Genomic DNA, 14,850 nt, shown 5'->3' on the forward strand with positions numbered 1-14,850 from the left:
TCAAAATCAAAATTAATTAAAAATACTCTTGGTTATTAACACAGAATCTTTGTGGTTTTACAATTTATATTTAAATAGCTAAGTGTTTTTCCTCCAAGCTTTATTTTGCTTTCTAAGCTTGGGGACTTATTGGTTTTACATAATTTTGCCTTCTTCTTAGAGTTTAATTTTACGCATAATTCAAACATGGCTCCTTTGGAATTAAATTATACGCTTAATAAAATTGAATACACTGCAAATAAGGTATTGGAGCTTTGTAAAAACAGATATTTTTTTGCATTTTACGGTGAAGTAGGCAGCGGAAAAACCACCATGATCAAAAGCATCTGTATGTTGTTGGGATCTAAGGATACATTTTCCAGCCCTACTTACGCACTTGTTAATGAATACAGTTTGCCTCCCGGAATGAAGAAGGAAAAAATTTTTCATATTGACCTTTATCGATTAAAAAATCCGGAAGAGGCACTGGATATAGATATAGAATCATATTTTTACAATGAAAATGCCTTTGTATTTGTAGAGTGGCCTGAAATGCTTGAATTTCTGTTTCCCCAAAAGGCTGTTTCGCTTTACTTTACAAAACGAAATGCACTGGAACGCAATGTTAAAATAATTCACAATGAGTGAGAAAAAACCTTCCTCCTTTTCCGGTTATGAAGTCCAGTTTGGACTATCTACCCAGGAATCTCCCGCAAAAATTGACAAAGGGGAAGAAAAATTATTTATTGGCATTCCCAACGAAAAATCCTTCCAGGAAAAACGCATAGCATTAACTCCCGAATCAGTAGAAATACTTGTGAGCCACGGGCATCGGGTAATGATAGAAAGTAAAGCAGGAAGCGGCTCCAATTTTACCGATAGAGATTATACAGAAGTGGGCGGAGAAATCGCTTACGATCCCAAAAAAATATTTGAAGCAGAAATTATCTTAAAGGTAGCCCCGCCCAGTGAAGATGAAGTCGATTTGCTAAAATACCACCAGATTTTAATCTCTCCCCTGCATTTGCCCACAATCAAAGAAAATTTTATTCCACATCTGATGCGTAAAAAAATTACTGCACTGGCACTGGAATACATCAAAGACGAATCGGGAACTTTCCCTTTTGTGCGCTCTATGAGTGAAATTGCCGGTAGCTCTGTGATGTTGCTTGCTGCAGAACTCTTGAGTAATACCAGAAACGGACAGGGTGTACTACTGGGCGGGATATCTGGTGTGCCACCTGCAAAAGTTGTTGTTTTAGGGGCTGGTGTAGTAGGGGAATTTGCCGTAAATACAGCACTGGGACTTGGTGCCAATGTAAAAGTATTTGACAATAATATCTATAAACTCATGCGCCTGCAAAACAATGTAGGGCAAAGAATATACACTTGCAGTCTTTTCCCTAATATCCTGGCCAAAGAACTGGAAACTGCCGATGTAGTAATTGGCGCTATACATTCCGAGTCGGGGCGATCACCGTTAATTGTTACAGAAGAAATGGTCTCTAACATGAAAGCAGGGGCAGTAATTGTAGATGTAAGCATAGATCAGGGTGGTATATTTGAAACCTCTGAAGTGACCAGTCATCAAAACCCTACTTTCAAAAAATACGATGTCATTCATTACTGTGTCCCAAATATTGCTTCGCGCGTGGCACGTACTGCTTCTTATGCCATGAGCAATGTACTAACTTCGCGTTTGCTCAAAGCTGTAGAACTCGGTGGAATTGACAAATCACTGCACTATGATGTGGTTTCCAGAAATGGCATTTATATCTACAAAGGCTGCCTGACCAACAAACACCTTTCAGAACGCTTCAATATCAAATACACCAATATAGACTTGCTTTTCACTTCGGGGATGTGACTTTAGATGGTTTGGTAGTTTTATGGTTCGATTTTGGCCAGGACGAAACAATCTAAGTAGTGATTTCTAATTATCAACTCCATCTTTATTCCTTATATTTGGAAACTTCTAAACTTTAAAAAATCAAAAGATGAAATTTTATTTTCTGTCCTTACTTGCTCTTATTGTGTTTAATGCCTGCAATTCAATTGAAAACAAAGAAGTTCAAACAGAAAAATACGAAGAGTTGAAACAAAAAATTGAAGCAGATCCATCCTGCGCTTTCGAAATGAAAAGAATCTTTTCCTCCCCGGATAAAGCATATAATATTACTTCCGGTTATCGCATCTGTAAAGAAGAAATCCTGACAAATGAAGTAATTGTTTTTAATAAAGATGAAGCCCTGGGAAATAAAGAAAGTAATGTCTATGTAAGCGAAGACCTTCGCCCTATTGAAGTTAAATGGGAAGGAGATTCACTGCTAATATATCACTATTACAAACCTGCTCCATTAAAGAAAGCAAGTTCGGTATATGATGTGAAAGTAGTTTACAAGCAAGCAGAAGAATAATCATACAATAAAATTATAAAATACAAAGCCATGAGTAAAAAAGTAGTATTTATAGATGGAGTGCGTACACCATTTCTGCGCTCTAACACAGATTACCAAGACCTAATGTCCTATGAGCTGGGCAAATTCGCCATTAAAGGGCTATTGCACAAAACGGGCATAGATCCCAATATTATTGACACCGTAATTATGGGAACGGTGATTTCCAATGTAAGAACCAGCAATGTGGCGCGCGAATCTGCTCTCACAGCAGGCGTTCCCACACATGTGCCCTGCCATACCGTAACCCAGGCCTGTATTTCTGCCAATCAGGCGGTGGCAAGTGGCATCAATGCAGTAATGAACGGACAGGCTGACGTTTTTATAGCCGGGGGAACAGACAATGTAAGCGATGTTCCCATTCAATTTAAGAAGAAAATGCGCAAAAAATTAATGGCCGCACAAAAGCTTAAAGGCCCTGGCGATATTTTAAAATTTGTCTTGTCGCTGCGTCCCGGAGATTTTGTGCCCGATGCACCACAGGTTGCCGAGTTTATTACCGGTCGCACTATGGGGCAGGATTGTCAGTTGATGGCCGACCGTCTTGAAGTCAGCAGGGAGGAACAGGATGAATTTGCCGCCCGTTCGCATCAGTTGGCAGGAAAAAACAAAGACAAGCTGGCCAGGGAAATCGTACCTGTAGAAATTTCCCCGAAATTCAAAGCCATTACGGAAGACAATGGCGTGCGTGGTGATACTACGGTAGAAAAAATCAGCAAACTGAAACCCGCTTTTTCAAAACCACATGGAACACTTACTGCGGCCAATTCATCTTTCTTAACCGATGGTGCAACAGCAGGACTATTTATGACCGAGGAAAAAGCCAAGGAATTGGGACTCAAACCCAAAGCCTATGTGCATGATTTCTGTTTTTCAGCACAGCGATTGGATGACGAACTCTTGCTCGGCCCAACATATGCCACTTCTAAGTTGCTTAAAAAAACCAATCTGCAGCTTTCTGATATTGATGTTTTTGAATTTCACGAAGCTTTTGCCGGACAAATTATGAGCAATCTAAAATGCCTGGCTTCTGATACTTTTGCCAAGGAAAACCTGGGCAGGGACAAAGCCGTGGGTGAAATTCCAATGGACAAATTCAATCTTTGGGGTGGATCACTTTCCATTGGGCATCCATTTGGTGCAACGGGAGTACGGCTTGTAACCACCGCTGCCAATCGCTTGATAGAAGAAAATGGAAAATACGCCCTACTGGCTGCCTGCGCTGCCGGAGCACATGGGCATGCAATGATTTTGGAAAAATACCCCGAATAAAATTCTAAGCACTAAGCACTAAATCCTAAACAATACTCAATTTTATAATGGAAAATTTACCAAACAGTCCTAAGAAAAAGAAATTCTTCGATTTAGAAGAGCGTACTTTTCTGTTTGCTAAAAATGTAAGGGCATTCACGAAAAAACTTCCAAGGACAATTGAAAACGTTGAGGATATTAGGCAGTTGGTAAAAGCATCAGGATCTCAAGGCGCAAACTATATTGAAGCAAACGAAGCTTTGAGCAAAAAGGATTTTCTAATGCGTATTAAAATATGTAGGAAAGAGGCAAAAGAAAGTACTTTTTTTCTAAAGTTAGTGGATACTAACAACGACAAAGAATTAGAAGAAGAAAGAATGACATTGATTAAAGAGTCGATTGAATTAACCAAGATATTTGGTGCAATCGTCACAAAATCACAGTAAATTGTCAAACCCTAATCATAAAACTCTAAATACTAAACAATAATAAATTTCAAATACTCAATATCAAAACAGGAAAAGTTTAAAGCATTTGAATTTTTGATTTTGAATTTGTTTAGCATTTAGATATTAGAATTTAGCATTTAAAAAACAATTATGGAAAGACAAGATTTCGTATCAATCGACATAGCTGACAATGGTGTCGCAACCGTTTGGCTCGATCAAAAGGATGAAAAAGTCAACAAGATTTCGCCAGAAGTCATTGAGCTATTTGACGGCATTATCAGCGATTTAAAAAATGATGCTAAAGTCAAGGCAATAGTTTTGATCAGCAAAAAGAAAGATTTCATTGCCGGGGCTGATATCGATGCTTTTAAGCAAGTAAAAAAACCCGGGGATTTTGAGCCCATCACCCGTCAGGGACACCGTATTTTGCAGGAAATGGAAGACTCCAAAAAACCTATTGTTGCTGCCATTCACGGCTCCTGCCTGGGTGCCGGACTGGAAATAACATTGGCCTGCACAGCGCGCATGGCCAGCGATGATAAATCCACAAAAATGGCGCTGCCCGAAGTTCAGCTCGGTCTATTGCCGGGTGGTGGTGGCACCCAGCGCTTACCTCGATTGGTTGGTATTCAAAAAGCCCTGGACATGATGCTGACCGGGAAAAATATTTTTGCCAAACCGGCCAAAAGAATGGGGCTGGTAGATCGCCTGATACACAAGGAAGCCCTGCACCGCGCAGCCTGTGAATTTGCGCTGGAGCTTTGCAAAAAACCGATCAAAAGAAAGGACAGCCGAAAATTGCCCGAAAAATTACTGGAAAGCAATCCCATTACCCGCAATATCATTTATAAAAAAGCAGGGGAAATGGTCATGAAGCAAACGCAGGGCAACTACCCCGCTCCTTTTAAAATTTTGGAATGCGTAAAAACCGGCATGGAAAAAGGCCGAAAAGCCGGATTTGATGCCGAGGCCAAATTGTTCGAAGAACTGATTCTCACGCCCGAAAGCCGGCAGTTGATCAATATTTTCTTTGGCATGACCGAGAAAAAGAAAAATCCCTGGGAAGGTGCTCGCCAAGTAAACACCCTAGCCATGCTCGGTGCCGGATTTATGGGCGAAGGCATTGCCGAAGTCAGTGCCAACAAAGACATCAAAGTGCTGCTCAAGGATCTGAAAATGGAAGGCATTGCCACTGCCAAAGCCAATATCTGGAAAAGCATGGAGCAAAAAGTCCGCAAAAAAATAATGAGCAAACCCGAGGCCGATGCTGTTGTCGATCGCATTCACGGCCAAACGGATTATTCCAACTTCGAGCGTGCCGATATTGTAATTGAGGCGGTATTCGAAGACATCAACCTGAAAAGAAAAATCCTGGCAGAAACGGAATCCGCTACCCGTGAAGATTGCATTTTTGCTTCCAACACCTCTGCCCTGCCCATTGCCTCCATTGCCAAAGAGGCCAAAAGACCGGAACTGGTCGTGGGCATGCACTACTTCTCCCCTGTTCCCAAAATGCCTTTGCTGGAAATCATCCGCTACGAAAAAACGGCAGACTGGGTAGTGGCCACCGCCTACGAACTGGGCAAACGCCAGGGCAAAACCTGCATAGTGGTCAATGACGGCCCCGGGTTTTACACCACACGCATATTGGCCACCATGTTCAATGAATGCCTGCTGGTGCTGGAAGAAGGAGCCGATGCCCTGTTTGTGGACCGCGCGCTGAAGAAATTCGGCTACCCGGTGGGGCCGGTCACATTGATCGATGAAGTGGGCATAGATGTGGGCGCCAAAATCATGAAGGGCGAATTGATCGAGCATTACAAACAGCGCCCCGGAGCCAAAACCAGTGATGTACTGATCAAAATGAACGATGCCGGATATTCAGGCCGCAAAAACAAAAAAGGCTTTTACCAGTACGATGAAAATGGCAAAAAGAAAAGCGGGGAAATCAACCCCGAGATGTACCAGTTCTTTGGCGGCACAGAGCGCAAAAAATTCGATGAAACAGAAGTACAACTGCGCCTCGGCTTTGCTATGGTTAATGAGGCATTGATCTGTCTGGAAGAAGGCATTATCAGCTCTCCTTTGGATGGCGATATCGGAGCGGTCTTTGGCCTGGGCTTCCCGCCTTTCCGTGGCGGCCCCTTCCGCTATGTGGATGCATTGAACCCCAGAAAAGCAGTGGAAATTCTAAACGACCTAAAAAGCAAATATGGCGAACGCTTTAAGCCAGCCGATGTACTGGCAAAAAAAGCTGCTGCGGGTAAGTTGTTTTATGGGGAATAGAATCTTGGATTTTTCCCACTCAGCCCCTGAAATAATCAAATAACCAAATAAAAAAATGCCCAAATAAACCAGGGCGTGCCCCTTCGGGTCGGGCTATCCGCTACAAGTCCTCGCTCGTACCTCGCTGTGGGCTTTTCGCTACTATCCCTCACGCGGGTTGGCGTTTTTGAATGATATTTACGGAAACAAGGTCATTAAGCTTGCCTGCTGCAAAGGCAGATGATCATGAGAAATCGGGTTGTATCAAAATAAACTGCTAAACCTTCAAGGTTTTGGAAACCTTGAAGGTTTTCTCATCATTTTTGTGGTTTGCTCTTGGTTTTATTCTGCATTATCTGACAACTAAAAGAATAATTTTCATATATTTACTTCATCCCTGTAAAGTGATAGATACTTCCCCTTTTTACTAAAATTTGAAGTTGATTTTCAATTAACAGATGCTTTAGAAAAAGAAAACCCCACCGAAGCGGGGTTAAAGGTTAAAACCTACGGCATATAGCCTTATTGTGATAAGATTGTAAAGTGAAAATACTAAATAAAAAATTATGAGCAAAATTCTTGGATTAGACTTGGGAACAAACAGTATTGGATGGGCTGTGGTGGAACGTGAAGATGGTGAACTTAATCTTGCGAAAGAAAATGGACAACCTACAAAAGGAGTAATCATTTTTCCAGAAGGTGTAAATATTGAAGCCAAAACCGGAAGTATGAAATCCCGCGCTTCAGAGCGTACTGGTTTTAGAAGTGCTAGAAGATTAAAGTTTAGGAGAAAACTCAGGAAATATGAAACTCTTTTAGTGCTTGTAAAAAATGGAATGTGCCCCCTATCAATTGATGATGTAGAATTATGGAAAAGCTCTGGTTTCAAGAAGTATCCTGAAAATGAAGACTTTCTAAATTGGCTTAAAACAGATGATAAGATCAATAAAAATCCATATCAATTTAGAGACAAGTTTTCACGGAATAAATATGATTGGGAAAACAAGCAAACACTTAAACATGAGTTAGGCAGAGCAATTTACCACATGGCTCAGCGCAGAGGATTCAAAAGCAATCGATTAGAGCAATCAGATGAAAATGCTATCTCAGATTTCAAAGATCAGTTTCAACTTATCATTGATGAATCCACTAATACTTCTGAGTTACACATTGAAATAGAAAAGTTTTTGGAAGGTTATGAATTAAATGGAAAGAAAAACGATGATTTAGATAACACGCAACAAAAAATAAAAAGCATTCTAAATTATGCTAAAAAAGTAGTTGCCAATAAAGTAAAAGGAAAGGATTACAATGATTTCAATTCCATTAAAATTGAAATTGACAGATATATCAACAGACCTGAAAATCTTGGAGCTGTAAAAAAAGGTATAAAAGAACTGAGCGAAAAAATCAAAGAAGCCAAATGTGATACTTTAGGTCAATATTTTTGGTATTTATATCAAGGAAATAGAAATGACATAAAGAATAAAATCAGAACGCTATACACTGATAGGGAAAATCATTATGAGGAAGAATTCAATAGAATTTGTGAAACGCAAAGCATACCTAAGAATCTAAAAATAGCCTTATACAAAGCTTTATTTTTTCAGCGCCCACTAAAATCCCAAAAAGGCTTAGTAGGCAAGTGTACTTTTGAAAACAATAAACCAAGATGTCCAATTTCAAGACCGGAATTTGAAGAATTCAGAATGTGGTCATTCATCAACAATATTAAAATCAAAACTGCCGAAGATGAAAGTTTAAGAAGGCTAAATGAAGATGAAATTGAAAAGATTATTCCAAGGTTTTACTTGCAAAGAAGCACTTTTAAGATGCAAGACCTTGCAAATGAACTTTTCCCAAAAGGAGTTACTCCGCTATACTACAAAGACAGCGAGGCAAAAGGGTTTCCTTACGTGATAAACTACAAACTAAACACTACAATATCAGGCAGCCCTGTATCAGCAGCTTTCAAGAAAATTTTAGGTGAAGATTGGAAAACCAAAACATACACTTATCAGACCCTTGATGATAAAGGGAACACCGTAACAAGAAATGTGGACTACAAAGATTTATGGCACATTTTGTTCACATATGAAGATGAAAAAAAGCTAAAAGACTTTGCTATCAATAATATAGGGCTTAGTAAAATAGAAGCGCAAAAGTTTTGCAAAATACCATTGTCACAAGGATATGCCAGCTTAAGCCTCAAAGCAATCAGCAATATACTTCCTTGGCTGAAAAAAGGACTTAAATATTCCCATGCTGTTTTTATGGCCAATTTGGGAAAAGTAATCAAAGAAAAGTACTGGAAAGATGCGGAAAGCAGATCTGCTATAGAAGCAGGCATAGGGTCAGTACTGGACAACCACAATTTAGAAGTAAAAAAACAATTGGCTGTCAATTCACTAATCAAAACCTACAAAACACCTGAAACTAAAGCAGAGATTTCAGATGAAGCTGAAGAATATTTCAGAAAAGATTTAGAAGAAAAACTCAGTTCAATTTTTGGTAAAAAATTCTGGGCTGAAAGAGAAAACAAAGATGAATTACTGAACGATGCTTTTGAACAACTGAAAAAGCAAATGAAAAAAATCAACTCAAAAGATGCTTTTTTAAAAATCAAAAGAATAGATGATAGTGTCAAAGATTTTTTGTTGGACAATGATTTTGTTAAAGGAGCCAAAAAAGAGGAACATGAAAAAACAATCAAAAACCTATACCATCCATCTGATTTAGAAAGCTTTAAGCCAGTTGCTGCAAAAGATAAAAATGGAAATGAAATTTTGGTGAAAGGCGAAGCACTGAAACTGCTGCCACTTCCTAAAAGCGAATCTATCAAAAATCCCATTTTGATGCGCGCCATGCATCAACTCAGGAAATTAATTAACGAACTGTTGCTAAATGGGGTAATTGAACCAAAAACAAGAATTCATATAGAACTGGCAAGGGAAGTAAATGACATCAATAAAAGGAAGGCCTGGAAAGAATGGCAGGATGAACTTAGAAACAAGAGAGAAAATGCAGTAACTGAGATCAAAAAACTATACAAGGCTGAGTCTGGTAAAGAAATTGAGCCTTCAGAAGATGATGTGCTGAGATATTTACTGTGGGAAGAGCAAGGTAAAAAAGAAATATACGAATTGAATAGCACAAATATTTCTATCTGCGACATTGTTGGCCCAGATCCAAAATATGATATAGAACATACCATTCCAAGAAGCAGGTCATGGGACAACTCAATGATGAACAAAACACTCTGTTCAAAAAAATTCAACCGTGAAGAAAAGAAAAATCAAATTCCATCTGAGTTAGATAATCATTCAGATATCCTACAAAGAATCGAGCATTGGGAGAAAAAATACAATGATCTTGACAATCAAATCAAAAAGATAAATGCCAGTAATATCACAGATATAGAGGCAAAAAATAGGGCTATAGTCAAAAGACATGTCCTTACGTTTGAAAGGAACTATTTGAAAGGCAAGCATGAAAGATTTATCATGAAGCAAGTACCCGAGGGTTTCAAAAACAGTCAAACTACCGATACAGGATTAATCACAAGATTTGCCCGTAATTACCTTAGCTGTTTGTTCAGAACGCATAGTGATAACAGTAATGTACGTGTAGTTAATGGGGTAGCAGTTTCAGAATTTAGAAAAGCATGGGGAATCCAAAAAGAGTACGAGAAAAAATCAAGAGCGAACCATATTCACCATTGCATGGATGCAGTTACAGTAGCTTGTATGACCAAAGATAAATATGATGCTTTTGCCGAAGAATGGCGAAAAGCTGAAGAAGAAAGCAAATATGATGTCAAAAATAAATTCAGTCATCTAAAGCCTTGGTCAACCTTTACTGAAGATGTGCTTAATCTTCAAAATGAAGTTTTGATAGTACATGCACATAAAGACAATGTCCCCAAACAAACAAAAAAGAAATTAAGGAAGCGAGGTAGAATCCAATACCTTGTGGAATATCAAAAAGACAGTCAAGGAAACTTTATTAGAGACGAAAAGGATAATAAAAAACCTGCCAAAGATGCAAACGGTAAAATCATTTACAAGCTAGATAAGAAGGGCAATAGAATTCCAATCTATCAGCAAGGTGATACTGCGAGAGGTAGCCTACACCAAGATACTTTTTATGGAGCTATTAAATTACCTGAAATAGACGATAAAACTGGTAAACCATTGAGAAATGACGATGGATCATTTGTTTTGAAAACTGATAAAAAAGGAAATGATGAGGTAAAATATGTAGTAAGAAAGAAACTCTCAGATCTAAGTGATAGCGATCTGGATAAGATTATAGATCCAACAATAAAAGAAATTTCTAAAAAAGGTAGGGTTCAAGAAAAATCACTGAAAAAAGAAATAGAATCCTTAAACAAGGAACTGAAAAAAGCTGAGAATGAACAAGAAGCTATCTTAAAGACTCAAATCAAAAAACTCAAGCATCAAATAGAAAATGAGCTGTATATAATACCTCCCAAGAAAGGTAAAAATATTTTTACTCCAATTAAGAAAGTTAGAATAAAAGCTCATTTATCTGAACCTCTTCCCGAATTTAAACAACATAGAGATAAGGCTAAAAATATTGATGGTACTGAAAAACATCCCCACAAAAAATGGATTTATGCTCAAAACGAAAGGAATTATTGTTTGGCAATCTATGAAAATAATGATCAAACTAAGAGGGCTGCTTTAAGTGTTAGGCTAATTGATGCAATTGATTATTTTAAAGAAAGTAATAAAATATACAGAAAAAACCATCCTCTAATTCCAGATAAAAATGGAATGAATATAAAAGGCTTTCTTAAACCCAATACTTTAGTACTATTATATGAAAATCATCCGGAAGAATTATGGGATTTGAAAAAAGAAGAAAAGCGAAAACGACTCTACTTTGTTAGAAAAACCAATAAAGATGGTAGAATCACTTTACAATATCACCAGGAGGCACGCAACGATGATCAATTAAAAACAGATTATGAAAATGAATTTGGGGTAAAACCACCAGCATCTCTAACAAATGGAGAATCAAGTGTCGACTTCGAGCAACTACCTATTCCCAAGTTACTTTTGAGTCCATTAAAAATGACTTTGTTAATTGAAGGGTTTGAATTTAAACTTACAACTACTGGTGATATAGTTAAAGTGTAATCCATGAACCGCTCAGAATTTCTTAAGAGTATTGGCTTGGGGGCAAGCGGATTAATCTTGCCCAAAAATTTGGATTTGCCCTTTAAGCTCGTAAAAATCTATGAGAATTATGAGCATCCCACCCCTGACAGGAGAAAAAACCCTGTCAGGGTTAGCTAAACCAAAGCACAAATATTTATTGATTTTTATTTCATAGCTTTATATAAATTAATGTAATTGCTATGAGTAACAAAATCATAGAATTAGAACCTAAAAAAAGATACCATATCTTTAACCGGGCCAATGGCAATGAAAGCTGCTTTCTTTCAGATGACAACTATAGATACTTCCTAAGAAAATATAAAACACACATCTACCCTATTGCAGATACCTACACTTATTGCCTGATGCCCAATCATTTTCATTTTGTGGTGAAAATTAAAAAAACCGAGGATATAGAAACATACATCAAAAAGAATCCCAAAACTTTTCCAAAGTTCCAAGCTATGGAAAATCAAGATTCAGAAACAACCCTGACAGAGTTCCGAACCTCGAAAAACCTTCAAGGTTTCAAAAACCTTGAAGGTTTGGTATCGCAACAATTCAGCAACTTTTTTAACGCCTATACCAAAGCCTTTAACAATCAGCAAAACCGTAAAGGCAGTTTATTTATGCACACCTTCAAAAGAAACCCCATCATCACCGACCAATATTTTTGCAAAGCCATCCACTATACCCACTACAATCCCGTTGAAGCAGGCCTTTGCAAAACTCCTGATGAATGGAAGTTTTCCTCTTACAATGCCATCATCAGCAACAAAGACTCACTGATCAAAAAAGAAGAAGTACTTGACAGCTTTGGAGGCCTGGAAAATTTCATCCACTGCCATACAGAGCCTCCAAATTTAACAGGAATAGATTTGAAGTTTACGTAACCCACATTTTAAAAACCTTCAAGGTTTCAAAAAAACCTTGAAGGTTTGAACCAAAAACACCAAACCATGCTCAAACGCACCTTACTCTTCAGCAATCCGTACCACCTCAGCACAACAAGCAATCAACTGGTGGTAAATACAAAAGGAAACGGAACGTCCAGAACAGTGCCCATAGAAGACCTGGGCTTTGTTGTATTGGAACACCCACAGATCACCTTTACCCAAAGCGCGATGCAATTGCTATCAGAAAACAATACAGCAGTGGTATTTTGCAATAACAAATACCTACCTGTTTCTATGCTGCTCAACCTCAATGCCAATACCGTACAAACAGAAACCTTTCGCTATCAGCTCAACGCCAGTGAGCCTTTGAAAAAACAAATCTGGCAGCAGACCATTAAAGCTAAAATTAGGAATCAGGCAGCAGCCCTGGACTTGGCAAACTTTTCCAAAGTTGAGAACTTTGGAAAAGTTGGGCTTGGAAACGAAGCCCTACTGCACATCGCCAAAAACGTAAAAAGCGGAGATGTCACCAACAGGGAAGGCGAGGCAGCCCGAAGGTATTGGCCTTTGTTCTTTGGAAGGGATTTCGCGCGAGAACGCTTTGGGGAAAGCCCCAACCCGGCATTGAATTACGGCTATGCTATTATCAGGGCTGCAACTGCAAGAGCACTATCAGGCTCAGGCCTCCTCCCTATCCTCGGTATCCACCATCGCAATAAATACAACGCCTATTGCCTGGCAGATGATATTATGGAGCCCTATCGCCCAATAGTGGATTTACAGGTAAAGGATATGCTGGAAAACGAAATGGACTGTGAAGATCTCAAGCAGGATTCAAAAGCTTGTCTATTGGAGTTGCTCAGTGCGGATGTGCAAATGGGAAAGAATAAAAGGCCACTTATGGTGGCTCTTTCTGAAACCACAGCCTCGCTGGCAAAGGTATTTAAGGGAGAGAGCAAAAAAATGAAATACCCTCAACTCTGACAAGGGGAGACTTCAACTCTGATAGGGTTCAAAAAACCCTGTCAGAGTTTGGTTCAAAGTAAAAATTATGCGACACAGCAGACTAAACGCTTATCATATTATGTGGCTATTTGTATTTTTCGATTTGCCTACCAATACCAAGACCGAGCGCAAAAACGCTTCCGGTTTCAGGAAAAAACTAATGGCTGACGGTTTTACCATGATGCAATACAGTGTATATTCCAGGCATTGCGCCAGCCGAGAAAGCTCGGCTGTTCATATCAAGCGGGTAAAATCCTTTGTCCCCAGCAAAGGACAGGTGAGCATTATGGAAATCACCGACAAACAATATGGCACTATTATGAATTTTTGGGGCAAAAAAACCGATCCATTGCCCGAAGGGCCTAAGCAGTTGGAGTTGTTTTAACCCAAAAAAACCTTCAAGGATCACGAAAAAACCTTCAAGGTTTAACACCCGCATGACAAACATCCTCAACTCGAAAAACCTTGAAGGTTTCATGTCTCCTTCCACAAAAACCTTCAAGGTTCAAGAAAAAAACCTTGAAGGTTTGGGACTAAAAAAACGGCAGCAGCAAAGGCTTTCCCAATGCAATACTGCCGTTAAATACTTTGATATTTCTTTCCAATTCAATGATATACAAGCGATTATCAGGCGCTGTAATATCAAAGATCAATTTTTACAATCAAACCACAACCTTTAAAAGCTTTATTGCATAAGTGGCACTAATATCAAAGATCAATTTTTACAATCAAACCACAACTTTTGCGCCTGGCTTTTCGCTTGGAACGTCAATATCAAAGATCAATTTTTACAATCAAACCACAACCTACCTTATCAGCCACTATTTTGGCGTCAAAATATCAAAGATCAATTTTTACAATCAAACCACAACCCTGATCATCCGTATGCGCTCCTGGAAGCGAATATCAAAGATCAATTTTTACAATCAAACCACAACTGCAAATGGCAGTTATAACGAGAGCTTTCGAATATCAAAGATCAATTTTTACAATCAAACCACAACCTTTGCAGAACAATTATAGAACTGTTGGTCAATATCAAAGATCAATTTTTACAATCAAACCACAACACTTTTCTTCTTATTCTCATTTCCTTGTTAATATCAAAGATCAATTTTTACAATCAAACCACAACTTCGTTTCTCCTCATACTAAAACACGCAAAAATATCAAAGATCAATTTTTACAATCAAACCACAACTGTTTGGTGGCGTTTTTATTCCGTTGTACTAATATCAAAGATCAATTTTTACAATCAAACCACAACTGGGTAACGACAAGCTAAACAACGTGGCTCAATATCAAAGATCAATTTTTACAATCAAACCACAACTGCTCCTGGCTGTTCTTAGCTCTAATTTCA

Annotated in this window: 11 protein-coding genes and 1 CRISPR repeat array (1 of these 12 only partly in view); all 11 genes read left to right on the forward strand. The window is 38.6% G+C overall.

Annotation, left to right across the window (positions count from 1 at the left end):
* The first annotated feature begins 186 nt into the window (after positions 1-186).
* Complete coding sequence (gene tsaE, locus WD048_14170) at positions 187-627, forward strand: tRNA (adenosine(37)-N6)-threonylcarbamoyltransferase complex ATPase subunit type 1 TsaE (protein ID MEX0813361.1); 441 nt, start codon at positions 187-189, stop codon at positions 625-627.
* Positions 620-1,846: an alanine dehydrogenase gene (locus WD048_14175; protein MEX0813362.1), complete on the forward strand. Its 1,227-nt coding sequence runs from the start codon at positions 620-622 to the stop codon at positions 1,844-1,846. Before tsaE ends, WD048_14175 begins: the two co-directional genes overlap by 8 nt.
* Before the next feature lie 130 nt (positions 1,847-1,976).
* Complete coding sequence (locus WD048_14180; protein MEX0813363.1) at positions 1,977-2,396, forward strand: hypothetical protein; 420 nt, start codon at positions 1,977-1,979, stop codon at positions 2,394-2,396.
* A 30-nt stretch (positions 2,397-2,426) separates the two neighbouring features.
* Positions 2,427-3,707 (forward strand): acetyl-CoA C-acyltransferase, encoded by a 1,281-nt coding sequence (locus tag WD048_14185; GenBank protein MEX0813364.1) that lies wholly within the window; start codon positions 2,427-2,429, stop codon positions 3,705-3,707.
* Between the two features lie 47 nt (positions 3,708-3,754).
* Entirely contained in the window at positions 3,755-4,132 is a 378-nt protein-coding gene (locus tag WD048_14190) for a four helix bundle protein (protein MEX0813365.1), read from the forward strand.
* Positions 4,133-4,285: 153 nt separating this feature from the next.
* A complete protein-coding gene (locus WD048_14195; GenBank protein ID MEX0813366.1) occupies positions 4,286-6,421 on the forward strand; it encodes a 3-hydroxyacyl-CoA dehydrogenase NAD-binding domain-containing protein in 2,136 nt (711 codons plus the stop codon).
* Between the two features lie 545 nt (positions 6,422-6,966).
* The gene (cas9, locus tag WD048_14200) at positions 6,967-11,565 is read left to right on the forward strand and encodes a type II CRISPR RNA-guided endonuclease Cas9 (protein ID MEX0813367.1); all 4,599 of its coding nucleotides are present in this window, start codon (positions 6,967-6,969) and stop codon (positions 11,563-11,565) included.
* 3 nt (positions 11,566-11,568) lie between these two features.
* On the forward strand, positions 11,569-11,724 hold the full coding sequence (locus tag WD048_14205; GenBank protein ID MEX0813368.1) for a hypothetical protein: 156 nt from the start codon (positions 11,569-11,571) through the stop codon (positions 11,722-11,724).
* Positions 11,725-11,786: 62 nt separating this feature from the next.
* Positions 11,787-12,479: a hypothetical protein gene (locus WD048_14210; GenBank protein MEX0813369.1), complete on the forward strand. Its 693-nt coding sequence runs from the start codon at positions 11,787-11,789 to the stop codon at positions 12,477-12,479.
* Between the two features lie 45 nt (positions 12,480-12,524).
* Positions 12,525-13,466 carry a type II CRISPR-associated endonuclease Cas1 gene (gene cas1 / locus WD048_14215; protein ID MEX0813370.1) on the forward strand — a complete coding sequence of 314 codons (942 nt, stop codon included), beginning with the start codon at positions 12,525-12,527 and terminating at the stop codon, positions 13,464-13,466.
* A 67-nt stretch (positions 13,467-13,533) separates the two neighbouring features.
* Positions 13,534-13,872 (forward strand): CRISPR-associated endonuclease Cas2, encoded by a 339-nt coding sequence (gene cas2 / locus WD048_14220; GenBank protein MEX0813371.1) that lies wholly within the window; start codon positions 13,534-13,536, stop codon positions 13,870-13,872.
* 253 nt (positions 13,873-14,125) lie between these two features.
* Positions 14,126-14,850: direct repeats of the CRISPR family, unit length 36 nt; unit sequence AATATCAAAGATCAATTTTTACAATCAAACCACAAC; it runs 2,144 nt beyond the window's last position.

The organism is Chitinophagales bacterium (genome assembly GCA_040877935.1).
Lineage (GTDB): Bacteria > Bacteroidota > Bacteroidia > Chitinophagales > CAIOSU01 > JBBDNB01.